Annotated in this window: 18 protein-coding genes; 5 read left to right on the plus strand and 13 right to left on the minus strand. The window is 71.0% G+C overall.

Annotation, left to right across the window (positions count from 1 at the left end; translation table 11 throughout):
• Window positions 1-198: 198 nt before the first annotated feature.
• The 3 genes from IAG42_RS05895 to sucC all read right to left on the minus strand — a co-directional run bounded on the left by IAG42_RS05895 (window position 199) and on the right by sucC (window position 3,961).
• Entirely contained in the window at window positions 199-1,764 is a 1,566-nt protein-coding gene (locus IAG42_RS05895; RefSeq protein ID WP_188335952.1) for an aldehyde dehydrogenase family protein, read from the minus strand.
• Between the two features lie 155 nt (window positions 1,765-1,919).
• Window positions 1,920-2,804 carry a succinate--CoA ligase subunit alpha gene (gene sucD, locus IAG42_RS05900; RefSeq protein ID WP_188335953.1) on the minus strand — a complete coding sequence of 295 codons (885 nt, stop codon included), beginning with the start codon at window positions 2,802-2,804 and terminating at the stop codon, window positions 1,920-1,922.
• 26 nt (window positions 2,805-2,830) lie between these two features.
• A complete protein-coding gene (sucC, locus tag IAG42_RS05905) occupies window positions 2,831-3,961 on the minus strand; it encodes an ADP-forming succinate--CoA ligase subunit beta (protein ID WP_188335954.1) in 1,131 nt (376 codons plus the stop codon).
• Window positions 3,962-4,150: 189 nt separating this feature from the next.
• On the opposite strand from sucC, the gene IAG42_RS05910 reads away from it, so the two are divergent.
• The 5 genes from IAG42_RS05910 (at window position 4,151) to IAG42_RS05930 (ending at window position 12,133) form a co-directional block, all read left to right on the plus strand.
• Entirely contained in the window at window positions 4,151-5,845 is a 1,695-nt protein-coding gene (locus tag IAG42_RS05910; protein WP_188335955.1) for a thiamine pyrophosphate-binding protein, read from the plus strand.
• 15 nt (window positions 5,846-5,860) lie between these two features.
• The gene (gene frc, locus IAG42_RS05915; protein ID WP_188335956.1) at window positions 5,861-7,099 is read left to right on the plus strand and encodes a formyl-CoA transferase; all 1,239 of its coding nucleotides are present in this window, start codon (window positions 5,861-5,863) and stop codon (window positions 7,097-7,099) included.
• Window positions 7,100-7,102: 3 nt separating this feature from the next.
• Window positions 7,103-9,256 (plus strand): acetate--CoA ligase family protein, encoded by a 2,154-nt coding sequence (locus tag IAG42_RS05920; protein ID WP_188335957.1) that lies wholly within the window; start codon window positions 7,103-7,105, stop codon window positions 9,254-9,256.
• A 122-nt stretch (window positions 9,257-9,378) separates the two neighbouring features.
• Window positions 9,379-10,764 carry an OFA family MFS transporter gene (locus tag IAG42_RS05925; RefSeq protein WP_188335958.1) on the plus strand — a complete coding sequence of 462 codons (1,386 nt, stop codon included), beginning with the start codon at window positions 9,379-9,381 and terminating at the stop codon, window positions 10,762-10,764.
• Between the two features lies 1 nt (window position 10,765).
• Window positions 10,766-12,133, plus strand: coding sequence for an OFA family MFS transporter (locus IAG42_RS05930; RefSeq protein WP_188335959.1), 1,368 nt, complete (start codon window positions 10,766-10,768; stop codon window positions 12,131-12,133).
• Window positions 12,134-12,207: 74 nt separating this feature from the next.
• Here the strand turns inward: IAG42_RS05930 and IAG42_RS05935 are convergent, their stop codons facing one another.
• From IAG42_RS05935 to IAG42_RS05980, 10 genes are all read right to left on the minus strand, one after another.
• The gene (locus tag IAG42_RS05935; RefSeq protein ID WP_188335960.1) at window positions 12,208-13,377 is read right to left on the minus strand and encodes a sugar phosphate isomerase/epimerase family protein; all 1,170 of its coding nucleotides are present in this window, start codon (window positions 13,375-13,377) and stop codon (window positions 12,208-12,210) included.
• A gap of 145 nt (window positions 13,378-13,522) precedes the next feature.
• Entirely contained in the window at window positions 13,523-14,920 is a 1,398-nt protein-coding gene (locus tag IAG42_RS05940) for a nucleotide pyrophosphatase/phosphodiesterase family protein (RefSeq protein WP_188335961.1), read from the minus strand.
• Window positions 14,917-16,089 carry a metabolite traffic protein EboE gene (gene eboE / locus IAG42_RS05945; protein ID WP_188335962.1) on the minus strand — a complete coding sequence of 391 codons (1,173 nt, stop codon included), beginning with the start codon at window positions 16,087-16,089 and terminating at the stop codon, window positions 14,917-14,919. Before eboE ends, IAG42_RS05940 begins: the two co-directional genes overlap by 4 nt.
• A gap of 3 nt (window positions 16,090-16,092) precedes the next feature.
• Window positions 16,093-16,944, minus strand: coding sequence for a TatD family hydrolase (locus IAG42_RS05950; protein ID WP_188335963.1), 852 nt, complete (start codon window positions 16,942-16,944; stop codon window positions 16,093-16,095).
• Window positions 16,944-17,582, minus strand: coding sequence for an EboA domain-containing protein (locus IAG42_RS05955; protein ID WP_188335964.1), 639 nt, complete (start codon window positions 17,580-17,582; stop codon window positions 16,944-16,946). Before IAG42_RS05955 ends, IAG42_RS05950 begins: the two co-directional genes overlap by 1 nt.
• Window positions 17,579-18,430, minus strand: a complete 852-nt coding sequence (locus IAG42_RS05960; protein WP_188335965.1) for a sugar phosphate isomerase/epimerase family protein — start codon at window positions 18,428-18,430, stop codon at window positions 17,579-17,581. The genes IAG42_RS05955 and IAG42_RS05960 overlap by 4 nt, the downstream gene beginning before the upstream one ends.
• Entirely contained in the window at window positions 18,427-19,893 is a 1,467-nt protein-coding gene (locus IAG42_RS05965) for a UbiA family prenyltransferase (RefSeq protein WP_188335966.1), read from the minus strand. The genes IAG42_RS05960 and IAG42_RS05965 overlap by 4 nt, the downstream gene beginning before the upstream one ends.
• A complete protein-coding gene (locus tag IAG42_RS05970; RefSeq protein ID WP_188335967.1) occupies window positions 19,890-21,050 on the minus strand; it encodes an inositol-3-phosphate synthase in 1,161 nt (386 codons plus the stop codon). Before IAG42_RS05970 ends, IAG42_RS05965 begins: the two co-directional genes overlap by 4 nt.
• Window positions 21,051-21,495: 445 nt before the next feature.
• Window positions 21,496-25,242 carry a ThuA domain-containing protein gene (locus IAG42_RS05975; RefSeq protein ID WP_188335968.1) on the minus strand — a complete coding sequence of 1,249 codons (3,747 nt, stop codon included), beginning with the start codon at window positions 25,240-25,242 and terminating at the stop codon, window positions 21,496-21,498.
• 294 nt (window positions 25,243-25,536) lie between these two features.
• Window positions 25,537-26,535: a sugar phosphate isomerase/epimerase family protein gene (locus IAG42_RS05980; RefSeq protein WP_188335969.1), complete on the minus strand. Its 999-nt coding sequence runs from the start codon at window positions 26,533-26,535 to the stop codon at window positions 25,537-25,539.
• Window positions 26,536-26,548 lie beyond the last annotated feature (13 nt).

Raw genomic sequence — 26,548 nt, forward strand, 5'->3', positions numbered from 1 at the left:
CCCGGGAGCGCGGGCCCCCGCCTCCGGCCGGCGCGGCGACGGCACGGGGCACGCGGCCCGCGCCGCGCCCACGCCGCTCCGGCCCGGTACCGGTCGGGACATCGGGTCAGGACGTCCGGCCCATGGAGCCGGGGCAGGACATCAGTTCAGGACATCAGGTCAGCGCATCAGGTCAGGACATCGGATCAGGGCATCGGGTCAGGGCATCAGGTGGTATTCCGGGAAGTTCCCGGGCGGGCGTTCGCCGGCCGGGCCCTCGGTGACGGCCCGGACGAGCAGCTCGCCGCCGACGAACGCGCCGCGCCACGACGCCCCGAACCCGCCGAACAGCTCGTCCCGGTCCCCGCGCGAGCGCGCCTTGCCGTGCCCGACCTTGAACGCCCGGATCTGCGGGGCGAGCCGGGCGAAGGTCGCTGGATCGTCGGTGGAGAGCGTCGCCACGAGCGCCCCGTTCGACGCGTTCATGGCCGCGAGCAGCTCCGCCTCGGTGTCGACCAGGACGATGGTGTCGACCGGGCCGAAGGGTTCGGCGTGGTGCAGGGGTGAGGACGGCGGCGGTCCGAGCAGCGTGACGGGGTGGACGTAGGCGCTGGTGTCCTGGCCGTCCAGGAATCGGCCGGGGTCCGCGCTCGCCCGGTGCAGCGGCACGGCTCCGCGGTCGATGGCCTCGCCGACCTGGTCGGTGAGCTCCTTGGCCTTCGCGGCGTTGATGAGCGGCCCGAAGTCGAGGTCCGGGTAGGGGTCGGAAGGGTCCGCGACCGCGAGGGGGTGGCCGACGCGCAGGGTGCGCACGGCGGGCAGGTACGCGTCGAGGAACGCGTCGAACGCCTCGCGCTGGACGACGAACCGGGGGTAGGCGGTGCAGCGCTGCTTCCCGTAGTCGAACAGCTTGGGGATCGCGGCCGTCAGGCCGGCCCAGTCCGTGTGGTTCCAGATGCCCCAGGTGTTGAGTCCTTCCTGTTCGAGGATGTGCCGCTTGCCGAGGTCGGCGACGGCCGTCGCGACGGCCGCGCCGGTGTCGCGTCCGCCGACGAAGGAGACGCAGCCGATCTCCGGCGCCCGCACGAGCGCCTCGGACAGCTGGCCGCCGCTGCCGCTGACGAGCGTGACGGGGATGCCCTCGCGGGCGGCGAGGGCGCAGGCCAGAGTGAGGCAGGCGACGCCGCCGTCGGTCGGGGTCTTGGCGATCACCGCATTGCCCGCGAGGGCCTGTACCAGCAATGCGTGAACGAGCACGCTCATCGGATAGTTCCAGCTCGCGATGTTGGACACCGGGCCGGGCAGCGGGGTGCGGCCGTCGAGCATTGTGTCGATGCCGTCCACGTACCAGCGGACGCCGTCGACGGCCCGGTCGACGTCGGCCATGGCCAGGCGCCAGGGCTTGCCGATCTCCCAGACCAGCAACAGCGCGAGCAGTTCGCGGTGTTCGGCGAGGGCGTCGAGCGTGGCGGCGACGCGGGCCCGGCGCTCGGGCAGCGGGACGTGCCGCCAGGCGCGGTGCTGGTCGAGCGAGGCGCGGACGGCGCGGTGGGCGGCTTCGGCGTCCAGGCGCGGAGGGCCGGCGACGGGGCGGCCGTCGACCGGGCTGGTGGCGGGCAGGGGCAGGCCGTCGGGCTGCCAGCCGCCCTGCCAGAGGTTGAGGACGCGGTCGTCGCGGAAGGCCTCGGGGGCGACGGCGAGGCAGCGCCGCCAGGCGTCGTCCCAGGACGTTCCAGCTTTCAGGGTGGTCGGGGCGGCGGGCGTGGAGAGGGTGGTGGTGGCCATTCTTCGGTCTCCGCTCACGGTGCACAGTCGGGGCGGGGGACGTCTCATGGCGTGCGGGCGAGACATCGCTGGATGGGTGTACGTGTGGGGGCGTAGGCCGGGAGGTGCCCGCTCGGCACCTCCCGGCGTGCGCGGGGGGGCGGGAGGCGCCGGGGTCAGCGCTCGGCTTCGAGCCGGTCGAGGACCAGGCGGGCGGTCTCGGTCGGCGTCGCGCCGACGCGGACGCCGACCGCCTCCAGGGCCTCCTTCTTGGCCCGGGCGGTGCCGGACGAGCCGGAGACGATCGCGCCGGCGTGGCCCATGGTCTTGCCCTCGGGCGCGGTGAACCCGGCGATGTAGGCGACGACGGGCTTGGTGACGTGGTCGCGTATGTACGCCGCGGCCCGTTCCTCGGCGTCGCCGCCGATCTCGCCGATGAGCACGACGAGTTCGGTCTCCGGATCGTTCTCGAAGGCTTCGAGGCAGTCGATGTGGGTGGTGCCGATGACGGGGTCTCCGCCGATGCCCACGCAGGTGGTGAAACCGATGTCGCGCAGCTCGTACATGAGTTGGTAGGTGAGCGTGCCCGACTTGGAGACGAGGCCGATGCGGCCGGGCTTGGTGATGTCGGCCGGGATGATGCCGGCGTTGGACTGTCCCGGGCTGATCAGGCCGGGGCAGTTGGGGCCGATGACGCGGGTGCCCTGGCGGCGCGCGTGGGCGTGGAAGGCGACGGCGTCGTGGACGGGGATGCCTTCGGTGATGACGACGGCGAGCGGGATGCCCGCGTCGGCCGCTTCGAGGACGGCGGCCTTGGCGAAGGCGGGCGGGACGAAGACGACGCTGACGTCGGCTCCGGTGGCCCGCATGCCCTCGGCGACGCTGCCGAAGACGGGGACGGCGCGGTCGTCGAAGTCGACGGTGCTGCCGGCCTTGCGGGGGTTGACCCCGCCGACCACGTCGGTGCCCGCGGCCAGCATGCGCCGGGTGTGCTTCATGCCCTCGGCCCCGGTCATCCCCTGGACGAGGACCTTGCTCTCTTTGGTGAGATAGATGGCCATGTCCGTACTCCTTGGAGAGTGGGTCCTTAGTGGGAGACGGCCAGGTCCGCGGCGTGCTGTGCGGCGCCGTCCATGGTCGTGGCCTGCTGGACGAGGGGGTGGGCGCGCTCGTCGAGGATGGCGCGGCCTCGGGCGGCGTTGTTGCCGTCGAGGCGGACGACGAGCGGTTTGGTGAGGCGGACGGTGTCGAGGGCCTTGACGATGCCGTCGGCGACGGCGTCGCAGGCGGTGATGCCGCCGAAGACGTTGACGAAGACGGACCGGACGGCGGGGTCGGAGAGGATGACGTTGAGGCCGTCGGCCATGGTCTGGGCGGAGGCGCCGCCGCCGATGTCGAGGAAATTGGCGGGGCGTGCGCCGCAGCCGGCGACGACGTCGAGGGTGGACATGACGAGGCCCGCGCCGTTGCCGATGATGCCGACCTCGCCGTCGAGCTTCACGTAGTTGAGGCCTTTGGACGCCGCCTCGGCCTCGAGGGGGCCCTCGTGGGCGGCTTCGCTCGCACCCCAGCGTTCGCGCCGGAAGCGGGCGTTGTCGTCGAGGGTGACCTTGCCGTCGAGCGCGAGGATCTGCCCCTGCGCGGTGCGCACGAGGGGGTTCACCTCGACGAGGACGGCGTCCTCGCGGGTGAGGACGCCCCACAGCCGCACGAGGACGTCGGCGGTCTGTGCCGGCAGTCCGGCCGCCTCGGCGATCTCGGCGGCCTTGGCGCCGGTCACGCCCTCCGCGGGGTCGACGGGGATACGGGCGACGGCGTCGGGCCGGGTCGCGGCCACCTCCTCGATGTCCATGCCGCCCTCGGCGGAGGCGATGGCGAGGAAGGTGCCGGCCGCGCGGTCGAGCACGTAGGAGACATAGAACTCTGTCTCTATGTCGACGGGTTGGGCCAGCATGACGCTGTGCACGGTGTGGCCCTTGATGTCCATGCCGAGGATCTGACGTGCCGTGAGTTCGGCGGCGGCCGGGTCGGCGGCGAGCTTGACGCCACCCGCCTTGCCACGGCCGCCGGTCTTCACCTGCGCCTTGACGACGACGCGGCCGCCGAGCCTGCGGGCGATCTCCCGGGCCCCCTTGGCGGACGTGGTGACCTCGGCCCGGGGCACCAAGATGCCGTGTTCCTCGAAGAGTTCCCTTGCCTGGTGTTCGTACAGGTCCATTCCGGCTCCTGACTCGAAAGTGCCGCACGCCCCCTGGACACCACCCACCGGATGCGGGATAACAAGGTTCATACAGTATTCGTCGACTGTATGCAATGTACGAGCGACGCACGAGAACCCGTGCCTCTGTCGTGCTCGGCACGGCTCACGGTGTCGCTCCAATCCCCTAGGAAGGGACGGGACTTCGCCATGCCCCAGTCCAATGCGGACAACGGCCAGGAGCAGATCTCAGGTGGGCATCTGGTCGCCAAGGCACTCAAGGCGGAGGGTGTGGAGGTCATCTACACCCTCTGCGGCGGCCACATCATCGACATCTACGACGGCTGCGTCGACGAGGGCATCGAAGTCGTCGACGTACGTCACGAGCAGGTCGCCGCGCACGCCGCCGACGGTTACGCGCGGCTGACCGGCAAGCCCGGCTGCGCCGTGGTGACGGCGGGACCGGGCACCACGGACGCCGTCACCGGTGTCGCCAACGCCTTCCGGGCCGAGTCACCGATGCTGCTCATCGGCGGCCAGGGCGCCCACACACAGCACAAGATGGGGTCGCTGCAGGACCTGCCGCACGTCGACATGATGACGCCCATCACCAAGTTCGCCGCGACCGTGCCGGACACCGCGCGGGCGGCCGACATGGTGTCCATGGCGTTCCGCGAGTGCTACCACGGGGCTCCCGGTCCGTCCTTCCTGGAGATCCCGCGCGACGTCCTGGACGCCAAGGTGCCCGTCGAGAAGGCGCGCGTGCCCGAGGCCGGCCGCTATCGCGCCTCCACGCGCTCGGCCGGCGACCCCGACGCGATCGAGAAGCTCGCCGACCTGCTGGTCCACTCGGAGAAGCCGGCGATCCTGCTCGGCGGCCAGGTGTGGACGACCCGCGCCACCGAGTCGGCCATCCAGCTGGTGCGCACCCTCAACGTGCCCGCCTACATGAACGGCGCCGGACGAGGCACCCTGCCGCCCGGCGACCCGCACCACTTCCAGCTGTCGCGCCGCTACGCGTTCTCCAACGCGGACCTCATCATCATCGTCGGCACGCCCTTCGACTTCCGCATGGGCTACGGCAAGCGGCTCTCCCCCGACGCGACCGTGGTGCAGATCGACCTCGACTACCGCACGGTCGGCAAGAACCGCGACATCGACCTCGGCATCGTCGGCGACGCGAACCTCGTCCTCAAGCAGGTCACCGAGGCCGCCTCCGGGCGCGTCAACGGGGGCGCGGCCAAGCGCAAGGAGTGGCTCGACGAGCTGCGCGCCGCCGAGCAGGCGGCTCTGGAGAAGCGGCTGCCGAACCTGCGCTCCGACGCCTCCCCCATCCACCCGTACCGGCTCGTCAGCGAGATCAACGACTTCCTGACCGAGGACTCGATCTACATCGGCGACGGCGGCGACATCGTCACCTTCTCCGGCCAGGTCGTACAGCCCAAGTCGCCCGGCCACTGGATGGACCCGGGACCGCTCGGCACCCTCGGCGTCGGCATCCCCTTCGTGCTCGCGGCCAAGCAGGCACGGCCCGCCAAGGAGGTCGTGGCGCTCTTCGGCGACGGCGCGTTCTCCCTGACCGGCTGGGACTTCGAGACGCTGGTGCGCTACGACCTCCCCTTCGTCGGCATCGTCGGCAACAACTCCTCGATGAACCAGATCCGGTACGGCCAGAAGGCCAAGTACGGCGAGGAGCGCGAGCGCGTCGGCAACACCCTCGGGGACGTCCACTACGACAAGTTCGCCCAGATGCTGGGCGGTTACGGCGAGGAGGTCCGCGACCCCGCCGACATCGGCCCGGCCCTGCGCCGCGCCCGCGAGTCCGGCAAGCCGTCCCTCATCAACGTGTGGGTCGATCCGGACGCGTACGCCCCCGGAACCATGAACCAGACCATGTACAAGTAGTGAGGTGCCCGGGAAATGACATCTGCGACCAAGGCTCTCGAAGGCATCCGCGTCCTCGACATGACCCACGTCCAGTCGGGCCCCTCCGCCACCCAGATCCTCGCGTGGCTCGGCGCCGACGTGGTCAAGCTGGAGGCGCCGTCCGGCGACATCACGCGCAAGCAGCTGCGTGACCTCCCCGACGTCGACTCCCTCTACTTCACGATGCTCAACTGCAACAAGCGGAGCATCACCCTCAACACCAAGTCGGAGCGCGGCAAGGAGCTGCTCACCGAGCTGATCCGCCGCTCCGACGTGATGGTCGAGAACTTCGGCCCCGGCGCCGTCGACCGCATGGGCTTCACCTGGGACCGCATCCAGGAGATCAACCCGCGCATCGTCTACGCCTCCATCAAGGGCTTCGGCGAGGGCCCGTACACCAACTTCAAGGCGTACGAGGTCGTCGCGCAGGCCATGGGCGGCTCCATGGCGACCACCGGCTTCGAGGACGGACCGCCGCTCGCGACCGGCGCCCAGATCGGTGACTCCGGCACCGGCATCCACGCCGTCGCCGGCATCCTGGCCGCCCTCTTCCAGCGGGAGAGCACCGGGCGCGGCCAGCGGGTCAACGTGGCCATGCAGCACGCCGTACTGAACCTGTGCCGGGTCAAGCTGCGCGACCAGCAGCGTCTCGCGCACGGCCCGCTGGCCGAGTACCCGAACGAGGACTTCGGCGACGAGGTGCCGCGCTCGGGCAACGCCTCCGGCGGCGGCCAGCCCGGCTGGGCCGTCAAGTGTGCGCCGGGCGGCCCGAACGACTATGTGTACGTCATCGTGCAGCCCGTGGGCTGGCAGCCGCTGAGCGCCCTCATAGGACGCCCGGAACTCGCCGACGACCCCGAGTGGGCGACGCCCGAGTCCCGGCTGCCGAAGCTCAACAAGATGTTCCAGCTCATCGAGGAGTGGTCCTCGACGCTCCCCAAGTGGGAGGTCCTGGAGAAGCTCAACGCGCACAACATCCCGTGCGGCCCGATCCTCTCCACCAAGGAGATCATCGAGGACGCCTCCCTCGTGGCGAACGACATGGTCGTCGAGGTCCCGCACCCGCAGCGCGGCTCCTTCACGACCGTCGGCTCCCCGCTCAAGCTCTCCGACTCCCCCGTGGACATCACCAGTTCGCCCCTTCTCGGTGAGCACAACGAGGAGGTCTTCGTCGGCGAACTCGGCCTCGGGGACGAGGAACTGCGTCTGCTCAAGTCGAACGGAGTGATCTGATTGATGGCCGAGGACCGGACGCTGACGGTGCGGGCGCTGCTCGACACCGTGCGGGCCGAGGGGCGCACGGCGCTCACCGCTCCGGAGGGGAAGGTGATCGCCGACGCGTACGGGATCGCCGTCCCCGGTGAGGAGCTGGCGACGGACGTGGACGCGGCCGTCGCGGCGGCGGCCCGCTTCGGCAAGCCCGTCGTGCTGAAGATCGTCTCCCCCGACATCCTGCACAAGACCGACGCCGGCGGTGTCGTGGTCGGTGTGGAGGGCGCGGCCGCGGTACGCGAGGCGTTCTGCCGGATCGTGAAGAACGCGCGGGCCTACGCGCCGGACGCCCGTGTCGAGGGCGTCCAGGTGCAGGAGCTGCTGCCGACGGGGGCCGACTCGCAGGAGGTCATCGTCGGGGCCGTCACCGACCCCACCTTCGGCAAGGTCGTCGCCTTCGGGCTGGGCGGCGTGCTCGTGGAGGTGCTGAAGGACGTCACCTTCCGGCTCGCACCCGTGGACCCCGACGAGGCGCTCGGGATGCTGGACTCCATCGGCGCGGCGGAGGTGCTGCGCGGGGTGCGGGGCGCCCGGGGCGTGGACCGGTGGGCGCTCGCCGAGCAGATCCGGCGGGTCTCCCAACTGGTCACGGACTTCCCGGAGATCGCGGAGGTGGACCTCAACCCGGTGATCGCCACGCCGGAGGGCGCCGTCGCAGCGGACATCCGGGTGATCCTCGCCGAGGGCGCGCCCCGGCAGCGCCGCACGTACACGCGCGAGCAGATCCTGGCGTCCATGAAGCGGCTCATGCAGCCGCGCTCGGTGGCCGTGATCGGCGCGTCCAACGAACAGGGCAAGATCGGCAACTCGGTGATGCGCAACCTCATCGACGGCGGGTTCTCCGGTGAGATCCATCCGGTGAACCCCAAGGCCGATGACATTCTGGGCCGCAAGGCGTACAAGAGTGTCACGGACGTGCCCGGTGAGGTGGATGTGGCGGTCTTCGCGATCCCCGCCAAGTTCGTGGCCGCGGCCTTGGAGGAGGTGGGGCGCAAGGGCATACCGAACGCGGTGCTGATCCCGTCCGGCTTCGCCGAGACCGGCGAGCACGAACTCCAGGCGGAGATCGTGGCCATCGCCGAACGCCACGGGGTGCGCCTGCTCGGCCCGAACATCTACGGCTACTACTCGACGTGGCAGGACCTGTGCGCCACGTTCTGCACGCCGTACGACGTGAAGGGCGGGGTGGCGCTGACCTCGCAGTCCGGCGGCATCGGGATGGCGATCCTGGGCTTCGCGCGGACGACGAAGACGGGCGTCTCGGCGATCGTCGGGCTCGGCAACAAGTCGGACCTGGACGAGGACGACCTGCTCACCTGGTTCGGCGAGGACCCCAACACGCAGTGCATCGCCATGCACCTGGAGGACCTCAAGGACGGGCGCGCCTTCGTGGAGGCCGCGCGTGCGACCGTCCCCAAGAAGCCCGTCGTCGTGCTCAAGGCCGGACGCACGGCCGCCGGCGCGAAGGCCGCCGGCTCGCACACCGGCGCGCTGGCGGGCGACGACGCCGTGTACGACGACATCCTGCGGCAGGCCGGCGTCATCCGGGCCCCGGGCCTGAACGACATGCTGGAGTACGCGCGGGCCCTGCCCGTGCTGCCGACGCCGCAGGGCGACAACGTCGTGATCATCACGGGGGCGGGCGGCTCGGGCGTGCTGCTCTCGGACGCGGTGACCGACAACGGGCTGCGGCTGATGGAGATCCCGGACGACCTCGACGCGGCTTTCCGGCAGTTCATCCCGCCGTTCGGAGCCGCGGGCAACCCCGTGGACATCACGGGCGGCGAGCCGCCGTCGACGTACGAGGCGACGATCCGCCTCGGGCTCGAGGACCCGCGCATCCACGCACTCGTGCTGGGCTACTGGCACACCATCGTCACCCCTCCCATGGTCTTCGCGGAGGTAACGGCCCGCGTCGTCGAGGAGTTCCGCGAGCGCGGGATCGAGAAGCCGGTCGTCGCGTCGCTGGCCGGGGACGTCGAGGTCGAGGAGGCGTGCCAGTATCTCTTCGACCGCGGGGTGGTCGCGTACCCGTACACGACCGAGAAGCCGGTCGCGGTGCTCGGGGCCAAGTACCGGTGGGCCCGTGCGGCAGGGCTGTTGGGGGGCGGTCGATGAGGTGAGGGATGTCGGGTCCGGCCGGCGGTGCGCGCCGGCCGGACCCAGGACCCGTGCGCACACGAAAGCAATTTGGACAGGGGGCGCTGGCCAGATCTTTCGACGCAAGGGATGCGACCGTCATGACCGCAACCGAACTGTCAAGTTCCGTCCCTTACAGGGAGGTGACGGACGCCAACGGCCGGGTCTACCGGGTTGGCGAGCGCGACATCGACATCATGGGGCGCAAGCGCAAGTGGATGGTGATCCTGCCCTGGGTGGGCATGATGGGGATCTCTTCCGCCGAGTACGCGTTCGCGTCCGCAGAGGACACTCTGCACACCGCGCACAGCTGGAACAGTCAGCACATCTTCTGGATGATGACGGTCTGGGTCTTCTTCCAGGCCGCGGTCGCCTTCCCGGCGGGAAGGCTGCGTGAGAGCGGCAGGCTGCCGGCCCGCTGGGCCATGATGCTCGGCGCGCTGGGCACGCTGCTCGGCTATCTGTCCCTCGCCTACGCGCCGCACGTCGTGTTCGCCTACATAGGCTTCAGCGTCTTCAGCGGCATGGGCGCCGGCATGGTGTACGCCACGTGCGTCAACATGGTCGGCAAGTGGTATCCGGAGCGCAGGGGCGGCAAGACGGGCTTCGTGAACGGCGGATTCGCCTACGGCTCCGTGCCGTTCGTGTTCCTGTTCACCGGCTTCATGGACCTGACCAACTTCCGCTGGGTGCTGGTCTCCGTGGGTCTGCTCCTGGCCACGATGGTCGCGACCGCCGGCTTCTTCTTCCGGGACCCGCCGAAGAACTGGTGGCCCGCCGAGATCGACCCGCTGCATCCCCCGGAGGACCCGCGGGCCCGGCGTTCACTGCAGAAGAACCCTCCGGCGGTGAAGCAGTACACCCCCATGGAGGCGTGGCGGACGGGCCGGGTCGCCCTGATGTGGTTCTGCCTGGCGTGTACCTCCGGCGTGAACATCTTCGGCATCGCCTTCCAGGTGGACATCGGAAAGGAGGCCGGTTTCGCGGGCGGGATCGTGGCGACCGCGATGTCGCTCAAGGCGGTCGTCAACGGCACCGGGCGCGGTGTCATCGGCTGGCTGTCCGACCGGTACGGCCGCAAGCAGTGTCTGCTCGCGGTCTGCGTCATTCTGGGCGCCGCCCAGTTCGGCATTCTCTGGTCGGCGCAGGAGCAGCACCTTGCGTTCTTCCTGATCTTCTCCGCGATCTCCGGGTTCGGCGGCGGTGCCATCTTCCCGATGTTCGCGGCGCTCACCGCCGACTACTTCGGTGAGAACAACAACGCGACGAACTACGGGATGGTCTACAGCTCCAAGCTCGTCTCCGGTCTGGGTGCGGGCATGGGCTCGATGGTCGTCGCGGCGTGGGGGCATTCGGGTGCCTTCATCCTGGCCGGCTGCATCTCGTTCTTCGCGGGAATCGTCGCGATCTTCCTGTCGCCGCCCGGGCGGCCCAAGTCCCGTGACGTCCGCCCCAATCCGCAACCGCTCGGTGAGGAGATGGCCTGATATGACGGCGGAGCCCATCGCCGCAGGAACACACGCGTCGGAGTACGGCGCGGGGTACGAAGAGATCACCGACGAGAACGGCCGCGTCTATCGCGTCGGCGAGACGGACCGCGACATCCTCGGCCATTCCCGGAAATTCATGGTGTACCTGCCGTGGATCGCGATGATGGCCATCAGCGTGTCCGAGTACGCGTACGGCTCAGCGGAGGACACGCTGTCCAGCGCTCACGGCTGGACGCAGTCCAACACCTTCTGGATTCTCAGCGTCTGGGTGTTCTTCCAGGCAGGCATCGCCTTCCCGGCCGGCTGGCTGCGCGAGAAGGGCATCATGACGGCGCGGCGGGCCATGTCCATCGGCTCCTTTCTGTGCCTGCTCGGCTTTCTCGCGCTGTCCCATCTGAGCAATGTGTGGCTGGCCATCATCGGGTTCGGTGTCATCGGCGGCCTGGGTGCCGGGCTCGTCTACTCGACGTGCATCAACATGGTCGGGAAGTGGTATCCGGAACGAAAGGGCGGCCGCACCGGATTCGTCAACGGCGGATTCGCGTACGGTTCGTTGCCGTTCATCTTCATCTTCAACTACGGCTTCGACACGTCGAACTACCACCGCGTCCTGGACATGATCGGCGCCTATGTTCTCGTCGTGGTGCTGGTCTGCGCCTTCTTCTTCAAGGACCCGCCGAAGAACTGGTGGCCCTCGGACATCGACCCACTCGTGACCTCGGGTTCCGGGAAAAGTGCGCGGTCGCTCACCAAGAATCCGCCCGCGGTTCGGCAGTTCACACCGAAGGAAGCCATCAGGACGGGAATGCTGCCGCTGATGTGGCTCAGTCTGGTGCTGACGGCCGGGGTGTCGATCTTCGGCATCTCGTTCCAGGTCGACTTCGCCAAGGAGGTCGGGTTCGGGCCCCTCGTGGCGGCGTCCTCGATGGGCGTGATGGCCGTCATCAACGGGGTGGGGCGCGCGGTCGTCGGCTGGATGTCGGACATCATGGGCCGCAAGCTCAGCCTGGTGTTCGTCATCGTCGTCCTGGGGCTCGCCCAGTTCGGCGTCATCTGGGCGGGCGACATCCGCAGCGAAGGGCTGTTCCTGGTCTTCGCGTTCCTCTCCGGATTCGGCGGCGGCGCCTTCTATCCGATGTTCGCGGCACTCACGCCGGACTATTTCGGCGAGAACTACAACGCCACGAACTACGGGCTCGTCTACAGCGGGAAGCTCATCAGCGGCCTGTTCGGCGGCGGCCTCGGCTCGATGGTGGTCGCCGCGTGGGGGTACAACGGGGCGTACGCGCTGGCCGGCGGGATCTCGATGGTGGCCGCCGCGGTGGCGCTGCTCCTGAAACAGCCGGGGCGAACCGGCACGGTCTAGTTCGCACGCATCTCAGTCACACATGAGTGGGGCCCGGCCGCATCGGCCGGGCCCCACTCATGTGCTGGCGGGCGTCAGTGCCGTTTACGCAGCGCCGCCATGTTGTCGTAGCCGGTCTTCGCGTACTTCAGCGACTGGCCGAGGTCGGTACCGCTGGGCGCGTTGTCCTGTTCGACCATCGGGTTGTGGTAGTTCTTCCGGCCGACGCGGCTGAAGAACGTCGTGTAGTCGATGACGCCCTCGCCGAAGGGAACCATGTCGTAGCCCATGCCGTTGGTGTCGTTGCGGGTGCCGTCCTTGGCATGGAACAGCGGATAGCGCTTGTTGTGGGCGCGGACCAGGGCCGCCGGGTCGAAGACGTTCTCCTGCTGCGAGCCGTCGTGCGCGGTGTAGGTGTGGAACTTGTACTGGGCGACGTGCGCCCAGAAGATGTCCATCTCGAGCCACACCGTGCGCGGGTCGCTGACCTGGAGGAAGTACTCCAGCTTGCGGATGCCGGAGCTGCGCGTCGGCCGGCCCTGGGCGTCGAGCGGGCCGCCGTCGAGCAGGAAGCCGTACGCGGCGTCGTGGTTGTGGGTGTAGAGCTTGAGGCCCGCCCGGTGCGCGATCTCGCCGAGCGCGTTCCACTTGTCGGCGGCGACGTCCCAGTCCGCCTTGTACGAGCTGCCGGTGGGGTCGCCGCCGGTGCCCATGTGGTCCATGCCGAGGATGTTGGCGATCTCGAGGTGCTTCTTGAACGTGTCGATGTCGGACGTGCTGAGCGGCCAGGACGACGGGATGAAGCCGTGGTTGCCCTGGGCCCGCAGCCCGTACTCGTCGAGCCAGCCGCGCAGCAGCTTGGCGCCGGCGACGGATTCCAGGTTCGCGCCGCCGGGCGCGTTGGCGTGCTGGCCGTACCCGGCGAACTCGACCTGCTTGTAGCCGTAGCGGGCCAGCTCCTTGAACACCTCGCGGAAACCGCTGGGCAGGTCACTGGAGAGCGGGTCGCGGCCGGTCGCGTCGCGAACGGTGTAGAGGATGATGCCGCGCTTGTGCGCGGGCACCAGGTCCTGCCCCTTGCCGTCGCCCTCGCTCTCGCCCGGGATCCGGTTCCCGGCCTGGGCGAAGGAGGGTGCGGCGCCGAGGACCGGGGCGGCTATCGCGCCTGCGGCGACGGCGGTGCAGGTGCTCAGGAAGCGGCGGCGGTTGATGCCGAGGCGGGCTCTGAGGGCCTCGTCTGCGGCGGTCTCGCGGAAGTCGGTCACGGGGGTGCCTCTCGTCGGGATGCGGATCCTCGAAGTCCGGAACTTCGAGCTGCGGAGTTTCGAGGTGCGGAGTTTCGAGGTGCGGGTCGGATGCCACTGGCGCGTTGTCAGTGACGTGTGCTTCACTCTCTGTAACTACTCCTGGTCAGGAGGGCTTCAGGCCCGCCAGATCCAGCAGCAGGGCTTTCACATCGGTGGCCGCGACACGGCCGGGGAACGCATGGGGGGTGGAGCTGATGATGAGCGGACCGTCGTCGTCGCTCGCGGGGAGGCGGCCGTGGCTGCCACGAAGAGGTGAGGGGTCCAGAGGCACGACCGCCATCCGGTAGCGCATGCCGAGCTTCTTTCGGGCGAGCGCTCCGGCGGCCTTGACCTTGACGTAGGGGTCGAGGGGGTCCATGAACAGTTCGACCGGGTCGTAGCCGGGTTTGCGGTGGATCTCGACGAGCTGCGCGAAGTCGGGGGCGCGGTCGTCGTCGAGCCAGTAGTAGTACGTGAACCAGGCGTCCGGCTCGGCGACGGCGACCAGTTCGCCGGAGCGCGGGTGGTCGAGGTGGTGGGCCTTCTTTCCCTCGTCGTCGAGGAGCCGCTCGATGCCGGGCAGTCCGTCGAGGGCGGCGCGAGTGGCGTCGAGGTCCTCGGGCCGGCGGACGTAGACGTGGGCGATCTGGTGGTCGGCGACCGCGAAGGCGCGGGAGGCCATCGGGTCGAGGTACTCCATGCCGTCCTGCGTGTGCACTTCGAGCAGACCGGCGCGGCGCAGGGCCCGGTTGATGTCGACGGGGCGCTCGACGCGGGTGATGCCGTACTCGGACAGGGCGACGACGGTGCGGCCGGCGGCGCGGGCGTCGGAGAGGAGCGGGGCGAGGGCCGTGTCGATCTCGGCGGCGGCCTGGTGGGAGCGCGGGTCGTCGGGGCCGAAGCGCTGCAGGTCGTAGTCGAGGTGGGGGAGGTAGCACAGGGTCAGGTCGGGGTCGCGGGTGTCGATGACGTGCCGGGTGGCGTCGATGATCCACTGGCTGGACACGATGTCGGCGCCGGGGCCCCAGAAGTGGAAGAGGGGGAACGTGCCGAGTTTGTCGGTGAGTTCGTCGTGCAGGGCCGGGGGCCGGGTGTAGCAGTCGGGTTCCTTGCGGCCGTCGGCGTAGTAGACGGGTCGGGGGGTGATGGTGATGTCGGTGTCGGCGCCCATGGCGTACCACCAGCAGATGTTGGCGACGGTGTAGCCGGGGTGCGCCCGGCGGGCCGCGTCCCAGAGTTTGTCGCCGGACACGAGGCCGTTGTGCTGGCGCCACAGGAGGACGTCGCCGAGTTCGCGGAAGTACCAGCCGTTGCCGACGATGCCGTGTTCGGAGGGCATGGTGCCGGTGAGGAAGGTCGACTGGGCGGCGCAGGTGACGGCCGGCAGCACGGTGCTGAGCGGAGCCTTGGTGCCGGATCCGGCGAGCGCCTTGAGGTTCGGCATGTGGTCGAGGAGGCGGGGGGTGAGACCGACGACGTCCAGGACGAGCAGCGGGGTCGGCCGGGGGTGCGCGTCCGTCACGGCAGCTCCTTCAGTCCGAGGTGGGTCAGCAGGTCGCGGGCGAGGGTGAGTTCGGCGGCGATGCCGTCGGCGAGCTGGGCGCGGGCCCGTGGGCGCAGCTCGGGCGGGAGGGCCTGCCAGGTGTAGGTCTCGACCTCCAGGTGGTGGGTGCGGGGGTGCTCGCCACCTACGAGCCGGGTCAGCGTGTCCTGGAGGACGTCGAGTGTGGAGGTGAGGGGTGCGGCGGGGGCCGCGTGCAGGGGGACGTGGAAGTGGGCGCGCCAGGGTGTCTCGTCCGGGAGTGCGGCGCCGTCGAGCGCGGGGCCGAGGTCGTCGGTGCCGTGGAGGGTGTCCTCGGCGACGGTGCGGGTCTGGTGCAGGAAGCGGGGTTCGTCGAAGGCGGCCAGTGCTTCGCGGACTTCGGGGAGGTGGGGGTGTTCGGCGTGCAGGGCGGCGGAGAGCTGGGATTTGACGACGGGTACGCGGGCGGCGGCGAGGGCGTCGAGCGCGGTGGCGGGGTCTTCGAAGGAGGTGGCGAGGTGGCAGGTGTCGAGGCACAGGCCGATGCGGTCGGGCCGGCCGATCCGGGTGAGCGGTGCGATGGCGTCGGCGGTGGTCTCGACGACGCAGCCGGGTTCGGGTTCCAGGCCGACGCGGATGGACCGGCCGGTGAGTTCCTGGAGTGCGTCGAGGCGTTCGGCGAGGGTGGTGAGGGCCGTGGTGGCGGTGTCGGCGCTCCGGGTGTCGTGGGCGGTGCGCCAGGCGAGCGGAAGGGTGGAGACGGTGCCTTCGGTGACGTCGCCCGGGAGGAGGCTGGCGAGCAGCCGGGCGAGGTCGGAGGTGTGGGCGAGACGTTCGGGGTCGGCCCAGTCCGGCTTGTAGACGCGGTACTTGACTTCCTCGGCGCCGAATCCTTCGTAGGGGAAGCCGTTGAGGGTGACGACCTCGAGGCCACGCCGGTCGAGTTCGGTGCGCAGGCCGCGCAGGGCCACGGGGTCGGTGATCAGGGCGCGGGCGGCGTCCTTTGCGAGCCAGAGTCCGATACCGAGGCGGTCGCGGCCCAGGCGTTTCCGCACGGGTTCGCAGTGGTCGCGGAGCTGCGCGAGGACGCCGTCGAGCGTCTCGGCGGGGTGCACGTTGGTGCAGTACGCGAGGTGGACGGTCGAGCCGTCGGGGTGGCGGAAGCGCATGGGTCACGCTCCGCCGCGGAGGATGGAGTTGCCCTCGTGGGTGGCCTCGGGCGGGGCGGGTGCGTCGAGTTGGAGGCGGCCGCTGAGTCCGTAGAAGGCGACGGGGTTGCGCCACAGGACCAGGTCGACGTCGTCGTCGGTGAAGCCGGCGGCGAGCATGGCGTCGGCGACCTTGCGGGTCTTGAGCGGGTCGCTCTTGCCCCAGTCGGCGGCGGAGTTGACGAGGACCTTCTCCGGTCCGTAGGTCCGCAGGATGTCGACCATGCGGTCCTCGTCCATCTTGGTGTCGGGATAGACGGAGAAGCCGAGCCAGCTGCCGGCGTCCTTGGCCTCCTTGACGGTGGTCTCATTGAGGTGGTCGACGAGGACCCTGTCGACGGGCAGCGCGGACTCGCGGACGACGTCGAGCGTGCGGCGCAGGCCGGCGAGCTTGTCGCGGTGCGGGGTGTGCACGAGGGCGGGCAGTTCGTGGTCGGCGGCGAGTTGGAGCTGGGTGGCCAGGGCGGTGTCCTCGGCCGGGGTCATGGAGTCGTAGCCGATCTCGCCGACGGCGACGACGTTGTCCTTGACGAGGTAGCGCGGCAGGGCGTCGAGGACGGGGGTGCAGCGCGGATCGTTGGCCTCTTTGGGGTTGAGGGCGATCGTGCAGTGGTGGGTGATGCCGTACTGGGCGGCACGGAAGGGTTCCCAGCCGAGGAGCGCGTCGAAGTAGTCGAAGAAGGAGGCGGGCGAGGTGCGCGGCTGGCCGAGCCAGAAGGCGGGCTCGACGAGGGCGCGGACGCCCGCTGCGTACATGGCCTCGTAGTCGTCGGTGGTGCGCGAGGTCATGTGGATGTGCGGGTCGAAGATGCGCATCAGGACTCCTTCGCCTCGGTGCCCGGGTCGTGGGGTGCGGGCTCGGTCAGGGCCAGGACGCGGTGCAGGTCCTCGGGGACGGCCCGGCCGGCGGCTGTGCGTTCGGCTGCGAAGTCGCCCAGCATGCGGGCGAGTTCGGCGTCGCCGTGGGCGCGTCTGGGCAGTTCGGCGACTGCGTCGACGGGCACGCCGGTGAACAGGCACTTCAGGACGGCGTGCCGCCAGTGGTGGGCGGGCAGGTGCGCGGCGGCGTACGGGCCGACGGCGGCGGCGACGAGCCGGGTGTCGTTGGTGCGCAGCGCGTCCTCGACGAGAGGCAGTCCTTCGGGGCCCGGCACGAGGTGGGGCAGGGCGTGCAGGACGGCACGGCGTTCCGCGGCGGTGCCCTCGGTGTACAGCCGGTGGAGGGTGGTCGTGTCGGCGCCTGCGGCGTGCAGCAGGACGACGCGGGTGGCGTCGGCGTTGTCCTGGCCGGTGCGGCGCCCGGCCTCGGCGAACCGGGTCTCCCAGGCCTGCGAAGCCGTGCCGGTAGTGCTGCGGGCGGCAGCCAGGGCTTGGTCGAGCCAGTCGCGGGCGGGTTCGGTGAGCGCGGCGTCGAGGTGGGCGCGCAGCGCGGTGACGGTGGTGGTCCTGCTCATGAGCTGCCTCCTCGTGCTGCGGCGCGGAGGAACGGGAGGGATCGGGCGGCCTGTTCGGGCCCCGCGTGGGAGTGGCGCGGGAGTTCGACGACGACGAGGCCCTGGTATCCGGTGTCGGCCAGGGCGTCGAGGACCGGCGGGAAGTCGATCTCTCCGTCGCCGAACGGGAGGTGCTCGTGGACGCCGCGCCGCATGTCCTCGATCTGGACGTGGCGCAGCCAGGGCGCCGCCGCGCGGACGCAGTCGGCGGGCGAGGCGGGTTCCAGGCACTGGCAGTGGCCGATGTCCAGGGTGAGGCCAAGAGCGTCGGGGCTGCCGAGCAAGCCGCGCAGGTGGTGGAAGTCGTCGAGCGTGGCGAGGAGATGGCCGGGTTCGGGTTCGACGGCCAGGGGCACGCCGGCGCCGGTGGCGGCTTCCAGGAGCGGGGCGAGTTCGCCGGAGAGGCGCTTCCAGGCGGTGTCCCGGTCGGTGCCGGCCGGGGTGATGCCGCTGAAGCAGTGCGCGGCGTGGGCGCCCAGGTCGGCGGCGACCTGGACGGCGCGTACGAGGAGCCGGCCGCGGGCGGCGCGGGCGTCGGGGTCGGGGTCGAGGAGGGAGGGTCCGTGTTTGCGGCGCGGGTCGAGGACGTAGCGGGCGCCTGTCTCGACGGTGGCCTTGAGCCCGTACCGGTCCAGGGCCCGGGCGACCTGGCGGGTGCGGGCCGCCAGGTCCGGGAGCAGAGGGTCGAGGTGCATGTGGTCGAGGGTGAGGCCGACGCCGTCGTAGCCGAGGTCGGCCAGGAGGGCGAGGGCGTCGTCGAGGCGGAGGTCGGTGAGTCCGTTGGTTCCGTAGCCCCAGCGCAGGGTCATGTGACGCTCACCTTCCGGGAGAAGCGGCGGGCGAGAGGGGCGAGGGCTGCGGTGAGCAGGGCGGTTCCGGGCGCGCCCGCGCGGGCGGCCAGGGCGGCCTGGAGCGGGATCATCGCGCGGATCCCGGCGCCGACGGCGCGCTGGGTCAGGGGTGGTGACGGGTTGAGGGCGGCATGGAGGAGGGGCCGGGTCGTGGTGACCGCGTACGCGGTGGGACCCGGCAGGCCGAGGGGGGCTGCGGCGCCTCGGCCTGCCGGGGGTCTGGTGAGGTGCGCGGCGATGGCCGCGGTGGCGGCCAGGGCCGCGGCGGGGACCTGGGGTCGGCCGCCGGTGGTCTCGTTGCGGGAGACCGTCGTGACGGCGACGGTGTGGCCGGCGAGGGTCAGGGCTGAGGGGAGGGCGGCGCGGAGCGGGGCCGGCGAGGTGGATCCGCCACGGCTCGGGCGCGGGGCGGTGGGCCGCGCGGTCGCGGTGGTCGCAGTGGTCGCGTCTGCGGCACGGCGGGCGGCTCGGCCCTGTGTCGAGCCGGTTGCGGTGGGCATGGCGCGGAGCGGAGTGCGCTGCCCGGGTGCGGTGGGCCGGAGTGCGGTGGGCGGGGGTGTTGCGGTGCCGTTCGATGCCCGGCGGCCGGGTTCGGCGCGCGGCACCGGGGCTGCCGGGGATGCGGCCGCCGGCCGAGGGGCGGTGCGGGTGGCCGAGGCGCCGAGGAAGAGGTCGAGGCCGCGGGCCGCGCCCATGGCCAGGGGTCCGGCGGGGGTGTGCTTCAGGCGCAGGTCGTACGCCCAGACCGTCGCGGCCAGGGCTCCGGCGACGGCGCCGGGGGCCCGGCCTGCGCGGAAGGCGAGGCCCACGCCCGCTGCCGTGAAGGCGCCCGCCGCCGCCAGTGCCGCGGAGGGGCGGATGCGGCCCGAGGGGATCGGGCGGTGGGGGCGGTCGACGGCGTCCTCGGCACGGTCCGCCCAGTCGTTGAGGGCCATGCCGGCCTCGTACAGGCACAGGGAGGAGGCGACGGCCAGGAGGGTACGGCGGTTCGGGCGGGCTCCGACGGCGGCGGCGCCGGCGAGGGCGTCACCGGGGACCGTGAACAGGGCGGGCAGGCGCAGGAGTTCGGCCCAGGCTCGGGCGCGGGAGGTGGCGCCTGTTCGGGGGCCGGTGCGGGATCCGTTTCGGGATCCGTTTCGGGATCCGTTTCGGGATCCGTTTCGGGGTCCGCTTCGGGTTCCGGTGGCTGCGGGTGCGTCTGCGTCGCCACGTCGGGAGGCGGGGCCGTGCGGGGTGGACCCGGTGTCGGTCGCCGCACCGGCGGTCACCACGGCAGGGGGCGCGGTTCGCGCGTCGGGGGCCTCGGCCCAGTCCCCTGCGGCTGCCCCCGCGGACGCATCCGCTGTGCCTGCCGTGTCCGCCGCGTCGAGCCTGCGGGGTCCGTTCCGCCGGCCGGTCGTCTCGGGGTCGGCCGCGCTCATGACCGGCCTCGCAGGCGACCCGCGAAGTCGACCAGGGCGGCGTACTGCTCGCCGAGGGACGAGGAGGCGCCCTGGTCGGGGTCCTTGAAGTAGAAGCCGAGTTCGGGGCGGGGGCCGGTGAGGCCGACGGAATGGGCGCGCAGGAGGAGGCGGGCCAGGTCGAGGACGAGAGGGGCGGCGAGGACGGAGTCGCAGCCCTGCCAGGTGGTCTGCAGCACCATGCGGGCGCCGAGGAAGCCGTCGAAGGCGATGTGGTCCCAGGCGGTCTTCCAGTCGCCGAGTGCGGGCACGTCGTCGATGTGGACCTCGCCCTGGGGGGCGGCGCCGAGGGTGTCGGCGAGGACGCGTTCCTTGCCCGCGTTCTTGGCGGCGGCCGCGGCCGGGTCGGCCAGGGCGGCGCCGTCGCCTCCGCCGAGGAGGTTGGTGCCGGACCAGGCACGGACGTCGAGGGCGCGCTGAAGGAACATCGGGCCGAGGACGGAACGGAGGAGGGTCTGCCCGGTCTTGCCGTCGCGACCGGCGTGGGGCACGGGCGCGGTGGCGGCTTGTTCGGAGAGGGCGGGGTGGTGGAGGCCCGTCGAGGGGGTGAAGTTGACGTAGGGGCAGCCGGCACGGAGTGCGGCGGCGGCGTAGAGGGAGCTCGGGGGGAGGTGTCCGTCGGGGGGTGCCGGTTCGGTGGAGGCGACGTTCACGACGACGGCGCCGGCGAGGTTCTCGCGGCGGACGAAGTCGGTGAGGTCGGCGGCGAACGTGTCGATGAGGGCGTCGGTCGTGCGGTCGTCGTCCCGGCCGGGAAGGGGGCCGCCGGGGCGGATCTCGCGGTCGGCGGCGGTGAGTTCGGTGTGGACGGCGGACGGGAGGCCGTGGGGCAGGACGCCGCCGGCGGCGAGGTGTTCGGCGCGTTTGGGGAGCGGGCAGTCGACGGTGTCGTGTCCGCCGAAGACGAGTGAGCTGAGGGACGGGAGCCCGGAGTCGGTGAAGGGGGTGGTCTCGGTGACCATGCCGGTCGGGGGATGGAGTCCGGCGGCGACGGCGGCGCAGCCGGCGACAGCGGTGGTGGCGACGGAGCCGCGGGCGCCGATGAGCCAGACGCCGAAGCGCGGGGCGGGGACGGTGTCGGTGGCGGTGGGGGTGGTGGAGGACGGTTCGGTGGACATGGGCAGCCTCCTTGTCGAACGCGAACCGGGGGTGGTGGCCGGAGTGGTGGTGGCCGGGCGGGACGGCGGGCGGAGGTCCGGCGTCCTCCGCCCGCCGCCGTTCGGGGTGCCCGGGGTCCCGTCGCGGGGGCGGGTCTCCGGGTTCTTCGGCCCGGGCCGGAGGGCCCGGGGGCCGGCCCGGTGGTGCGGCGTGTCGTTCTGGCTGGCCTGGATGGCCTGGGTTCCGTGCGTGTCCTGTTGGCTCTGGGTGCTCCAGGGCCCCCGGGGCTTCCCGGAACTCACCCGACAGCGCTCGCCGGAGCGCGGCCGGGCAGGTCAGGCACGCCACACGGACCGGACGGGCCGGTCGGATCGGGCCCGGCCGCCGGGGCCGGTGGTGATGGATCGGCCTGCGGTTCCGGGGCAGCCGGGTCGCTCGGGGAGCGGCCCGGCGTGCCGGGGCGGGCTAGTCGCTCAGTTCCTTGAGTTGGATGTCGCGGAAGGAGACATGGTCGGCGTCACCGTGGTTCTGGATGCCGATGTAGCCGTCCTTGAGGCTGCGCTCGGGGTCCTCGTTGGTGAAGTCGTTGATCTTGACTCCGTTGAGGAAGACCTGGAGGCGTTCGCCCTGGACCCGGATCTCGTAGGAGTTCCACTCGCCGGGCGGCTTGAGGGCCGCGTCACGGGCCTCGATGTCCGCCGCCTTGAACGTGTAGACGGACCCGGTGGTGCGGTCGGGCGCGTCCGTGGCGTCGATCTGGACCTCGTAGCCCTTGTTCACGGCGGACCAGGGGTCGTCGGAGGCGGGGAAGCCCACGAAGACGCCGGAGTTGTCGTCGCCCTGCATCTTCCAGTCGAGCTTGAGGGAGTACGACGAGAGCTCGTGGGCCTGGTACCAGAGCAGGCCCATGCCGCCGTTGGACGCGAGCGTGCCGTCCTTGATGTCGAACCCGCCGGGGCCGGCCTGCTTCCAGCCGTCCAGGGTCTGGCCGTTGAAGATCGGCCGGTAGCCCTTGTCCGGCTTGCAGTCCGCCGCGGTCTGGCCGGTGGCGTACTTCAGGCCGCCGAGGAGGTGCTTGCGGTAGGCGTCGTCGGCGTAGGACTCCTTGGTGTGGCCGAGGCCGGTGTAGAAGGAGCGGCCGCCGCCGTAGTTCTGGCACCAGGCGATCGGGTGGTCGCCCTTCATGGTGCCGCCCTGGTAGGTCGTCTCGTCCAGCGAGGCGAGGACGTGGACCTTGCCGCGCGGGTTGCTGCGGTAGTTGTACAGCTCGTCGGTGCGCTCCCAGGTGGCGTCGAGGTGCTTGGTGGCCGGGTTGTCCCGGTCCTCGACGCGGACGGTGGCCTTCTGGATGGCCGGGTGGGAGTCGAACCAGGCGCCGACGAGGTTGCCGTAGTACGGCCAGTCGTACTCGGTGTCGGCGGCGGCGTGGATGCCCATGTAGCCGCCGCCGTCGGCGATGTAGTCCTCGAAGGCCTTCTGCTGGGTGTCGTTCAGGACGTCGCCGGTGGTGGAGAGGAAGACGACGGCGTCGTAGCGGGCGAGGTTGTCGGGGGTGAACTGGGCGGCGTTCTCCGTGGCGTCGACGGTCATGTCGCTGCCCGCGCCGAGTTCCTTGAGGGCGGCGATGCCGTCCGGGATGGCGTCGTGGCGGAAGCCGGCGGTCTTGGAGAAGACCAGGACCCGCTTGGCGTCCTTCGCGGGGGCCTGGGTGGAGAGCTCGAAGGAGTCCAAGTCGTAGAGGGCTCCGGTGCCGCCCTTGAAGACGAGGTAGAGGTCGGTGGTCTTCGTCGGGACCTTCGTCAGGGCTACGTCGACGTTCTGGAAGTTCGCCCAGCCGCCGGTGACGGGGACGGTGGTGGAGCCCAGGAGGGGTCCGGTCGCGGAGCCGGTGCGCACCTCGAGGATGCCGCCGGCGCCGCCGGAGGAGACGCGGGCGGTGAGCTTCTTGACGCCGGTGAGGTTGTAGGGCGTGAAGGAGATCCAGTCGCCGTTGTGGATGTCGCCGACGGTCTTGCCGCCTTCGGCCTCCGTCTTGCTCTGCTGGGTGGTGCCCTGCTGCTTGCTGTAGTGCTCGGCCTGGCGGTGCGGCGGCTGCACGACGGCGCGGGCGGTGCCGGTGAGCGCCTCCTGGCCGTTGGCCCCCTTGTCGGTGTAGCCGGCGCCGACGACGCCGTAGATGTTGGCGTTGGGGTCGTGTCCGCCGTCACCGGCGGGCGGCTTCAGGGTGCCGGTGCAGCCCATCTCGCTGGTGAGCTCGTGGGCGTGGGAGTCGTGGCCGAGGCTGTAGGCGACCTTGACCTTGGAGCAGTCGATCTGCTCCTCGGGGTCGGTGACGGTCACCTTGAAGGGGACGGGGTCTCCGAGCTTGGCGAGGGTGCCGTTGGCCGGGAGGTCGATCTTAACCTTGGGCTCGGTGTTGCCGACGACGATCCGGGTGCTGGCGTTGCCCGTGTTGCCTTCGGGGTCCTTGGCTGTGAAGGTCGCGGTGTAGGTGCCGATCTTCTTGTACTGGTGGGTCGGGGTGAGGCCCTCGCCCTTGGTGCCGTCGCCGAAGTCCCAGCTGTAGGTCAGGTTCGGCGAGTCGGCGTCCTTGGCGGTGCCGGTGAAGGCGACCTTCATGCCGGCCGCGCCGGAGGTCCGGTCCGCCTTGACCTCGGCGATCGGGGAGAAGCCGTCGGCGGCGTTCTCGATGCGGTACAGGGCCGAGTTCTCGTCGCCCTGGAACCAGGAGACGCCGTAGTCGAGGACGTAGAGCGCGCCGTCGGGGCCGAACTCCATGTCCATGATCTGGGTGCCGGTCCACGGGAAGTCGTTGATCTTCGCGACCGTGCCGTCCTCGTTCTGCTCGATCCGCTTGATCCAGCGGCGGCCGAACTCACCGGCGAAGAAGTCCCCGTCGTAGGCCTCGGGGAACTTCACCTTGGAGTCGAGGTTCGGGTCGTAGCGGTAGACCGGGCCCCCCATCGGGGACTCGGAGCCGGAGCCGAACTCGGGCACGGAGCCGCCGTCGTACGGGATCCACGCGGCCTGCGCGGGCGGCAGGTCGACGAGGCCCGTGTTGTGCGGCGAGGTGTTCTTCGGCGCGGCGCAGTCGAAGGTCTCGCCGGACTCCTTGGTGGCGAAGTCGTAGTCGACGTACGGGTCGTTGTTCCCGGTGCAGAACGGCCAGCCGAAGTTGGCGGCCTTGGTGACCTTGGCGAACTCGACCTGGCCGCCCGGGCCGCGCTTCGGGTCGGCGGCGCCCGCGTCGGGGCCGTAGTCGCCGACGTAGACGGTGCCGGTCTTGTCGTCGACGCTCATCCGGAACGGGTTGCGGAAGCCCATCGCGTAGATCTCGGGGCGGGTCTTCTCGGTGCCGGGGGCGAAGAGGTTGCCCTCGGGGACCGTGTACGAGCCGTCCTCGGCCACCTTGATGCGCAGGATCTTGCCGCGCAGGTCGTTGGTGTTGCCGGCGGAGCGGCGGGCGTCGAACGCGGGGTTGCGGTCCGGGCGTTCGTCGATCGGGGTGAAGCCGTCGGAGGCGAAGGGGTTGGAGTCGTCGCCGGTCGACAGGTACAGGTTGCCCTGCGCGTCGAAGTCGATGTCACCGCCGACGTGGCAGCAGATGCCGCGGGACGCGGCGACGTCGATGACCTTCTTCTCGCTGGCCATGTCGAGGGTGCCGTTGCTGTTGAGGACGAAGCGGGACAGGCGGTTGACGCCGTCGAACTTCTTGAAGTCCTCGGCGGTCCCGGTCTCCGGGGCGTCACCGGCGGGGGTGTCGAGCGGCGGCGCGTAGTAGAGGTAGACGGCCCGGTTGTTCTTGAAGTCGGGGTCGATGCCGACGCCCTGCAGGCCCTCCTCGTCGTGGTTGTAGACGGGGATCTTGCCGGCGACCTTGGTGACGCCGCCCTGGTCGGTGAGGCGGAGCGTGCCGTCGCGGGCGGTGTGCAGGACGCTGCGGTCGGGCAGTACGGCGAGCGACATCGGCTCGCCCATCTCGGGCTCGCCCTTGGCCAGGGGGACCTGCTGGAACTGGCCCTCGGCGGCCGCGGCGGTCGAGGCGGCCCCGCCGGCCGAGGCAGCCGGGGCGGTGTTGTCCGCGGGCTCGGCCGCGACGGCCGTCAGCGTCGGGGTGCCCACGGCGAGCAGGGTGCCGGTGAGCAGGGCGAGGGCGGTGCGGAGTCGGGGGCGACGCAAGGCTCCGCTGCTTCTGGATCGGGTTCTGTGCACGAAGTCCCTCCGGGAACGGGTGGGCCGTACGGAACGGGTGCTCGGACGTGCGGTGCGGGCGCCGGGGTGCGCCGTCACCCCGGAGGTGCGGGTGTCCCGGAGTGCTCGGGGCGACTGCGGGGACACGTCTGGGACCGTAGCGGCGTTTGTCCGGGGCGAACACCCCTTGCGCCACTGTTGGTTGAGCTTTCTCCCATCACAGGACAAAGCCGGTTCTGGGCAGCCCGGATCAGGGACCGGCGTGCGGTGCCGGTCCCTCCCCCCGTGGCGATTGCTCGCCGGGTGCCGGGTCGGTCAGCTGTTGAAGGCAGCGTCGAAGGACGCGGTGGGCGGTTCGAAGTCGAAAGCCTTCAGGCTGCGCAGGGCCTCGGGGGCCCCTTGCAGGCGGTCCATGCCGGCGTCCTCCCACTCCACGGAGACCGGCCCCGTGTAGTCGATGGAGCGCAGCATGCGGAAGACGTCCTCCCAGGGCACGTCCCCGTGTCCGGCCGAGACGAAGTCCCAGCCGCGGCGCGGGTCGCCCCAGGGCAGGTGGGAGCCGAGGCGGCCGTTGCGGCCGTCGAGGCGGCGCCGGGCCTCCTTGCAGTCGACGTGGTAGATGCGGTCCCGGAAGTCCCACAGGAAGCCGACCGGGTCCAGGTCCTGCCACACGAAGTGCGAGGGGTCGAAGTTGAGGCCGAACGCGGGCCGGTGACCGACCGCTTCGAGCGCCTTGTGCGTGGTCCAGTAGTCGTAGGCGATCTCGCTGGGGTGGACCTCGTGGGCGAAGCGGACGCCTTCCGCGTCGAACACGTCGAGGATCGGGTTCCACCGCTCGGCGAAGTCCTCGTAGCCGCGCTCGATCATCGACTCGGGGGCCGGGGGGAACATGGCGACGAGATGCCAGATCGACGATCCGGTGAAGCCGATGACGGTGTCGACGCCGAAGGCCGCGGCGGCGCGCGCCGTGTCCTTGATCTCGGCGGCGGCCCGCTGCCGGACGCCTTCGGCGTCCCCGTCGCCCCAGATGCGGGCCGGCAGGATGCCCTGGTGCCGTTCGTCGATGATGGCGTCGCAGACGGCCTGGCCGACCAGGTGGTTGGAGATGGCCCAGCACTTGAGCCCGTACTTGTCGAGCAGGGCGTGGCGGGAGTCCAGGTAGGACGGGTCGGTGAGGGCCTTGTCGACCTCGAAGTGGTCGCCCCAGCAGGCGAGTTCGAGTCCGTCGTAGCCGAAGTCGCGGGCCAGGCGGCAGACTTCCTCGAGCGGCAGGTCGGCCCATTGTCCGGTGAAGAGCGTGAACTGGCGTGGCACGGTGTGCGGACCT

The sequence above is a fragment of the Streptomyces xanthii genome (assembly GCF_014621695.1).
In the GTDB taxonomy this organism is placed as follows: Bacteria; Actinomycetota; Actinomycetes; order Streptomycetales; family Streptomycetaceae; genus Streptomyces; species Streptomyces xanthii.

Bases quoted from the DNA above. Each gene is read 5' to 3' on its own strand.
- IAG42_RS05895 (WP_188335952.1), bottom strand. From the start codon at position 1,764: ATGGCCACCACCACCCTCTCCACGCCCGCCGCCCCGACCACCCTGAAA.
- sucD (WP_188335953.1), bottom strand. From the start codon at position 2,804: ATGGCCATCTATCTCACCAAAGAGAGCAAGGTCCTCGTCCAGGGGATG.
- sucC (WP_188335954.1), bottom strand. From the start codon at position 3,961: ATGGACCTGTACGAACACCAGGCAAGGGAACTCTTCGAGGAACACGGC.
- IAG42_RS05910 (WP_188335955.1), top strand. From the start codon at position 4,151: ATGCCCCAGTCCAATGCGGACAACGGCCAGGAGCAGATCTCAGGTGGG.
- frc (WP_188335956.1), top strand. From the start codon at position 5,861: ATGACATCTGCGACCAAGGCTCTCGAAGGCATCCGCGTCCTCGACATG.
- IAG42_RS05920 (WP_188335957.1), top strand. From the start codon at position 7,103: ATGGCCGAGGACCGGACGCTGACGGTGCGGGCGCTGCTCGACACCGTG.
- IAG42_RS05925 (WP_188335958.1), top strand. From the start codon at position 9,379: ATGACCGCAACCGAACTGTCAAGTTCCGTCCCTTACAGGGAGGTGACG.
- IAG42_RS05930 (WP_188335959.1), top strand. From the start codon at position 10,766: ATGACGGCGGAGCCCATCGCCGCAGGAACACACGCGTCGGAGTACGGC.
- eboE (WP_188335962.1), bottom strand. From the start codon at position 16,089: ATGCGCTTCCGCCACCCCGACGGCTCGACCGTCCACCTCGCGTACTGC.
- IAG42_RS05950 (WP_188335963.1), bottom strand. From the start codon at position 16,944: ATGCGCATCTTCGACCCGCACATCCACATGACCTCGCGCACCACCGAC.
- IAG42_RS05955 (WP_188335964.1), bottom strand. From the start codon at position 17,582: ATGAGCAGGACCACCACCGTCACCGCGCTGCGCGCCCACCTCGACGCC.
- IAG42_RS05960 (WP_188335965.1), bottom strand. From the start codon at position 18,430: ATGACCCTGCGCTGGGGCTACGGAACCAACGGACTCACCGACCTCCGC.
- IAG42_RS05965 (WP_188335966.1), bottom strand. From the start codon at position 19,893: ATGAGCGCGGCCGACCCCGAGACGACCGGCCGGCGGAACGGACCCCGC.
- IAG42_RS05970 (WP_188335967.1), bottom strand. From the start codon at position 21,050: ATGTCCACCGAACCGTCCTCCACCACCCCCACCGCCACCGACACCGTC.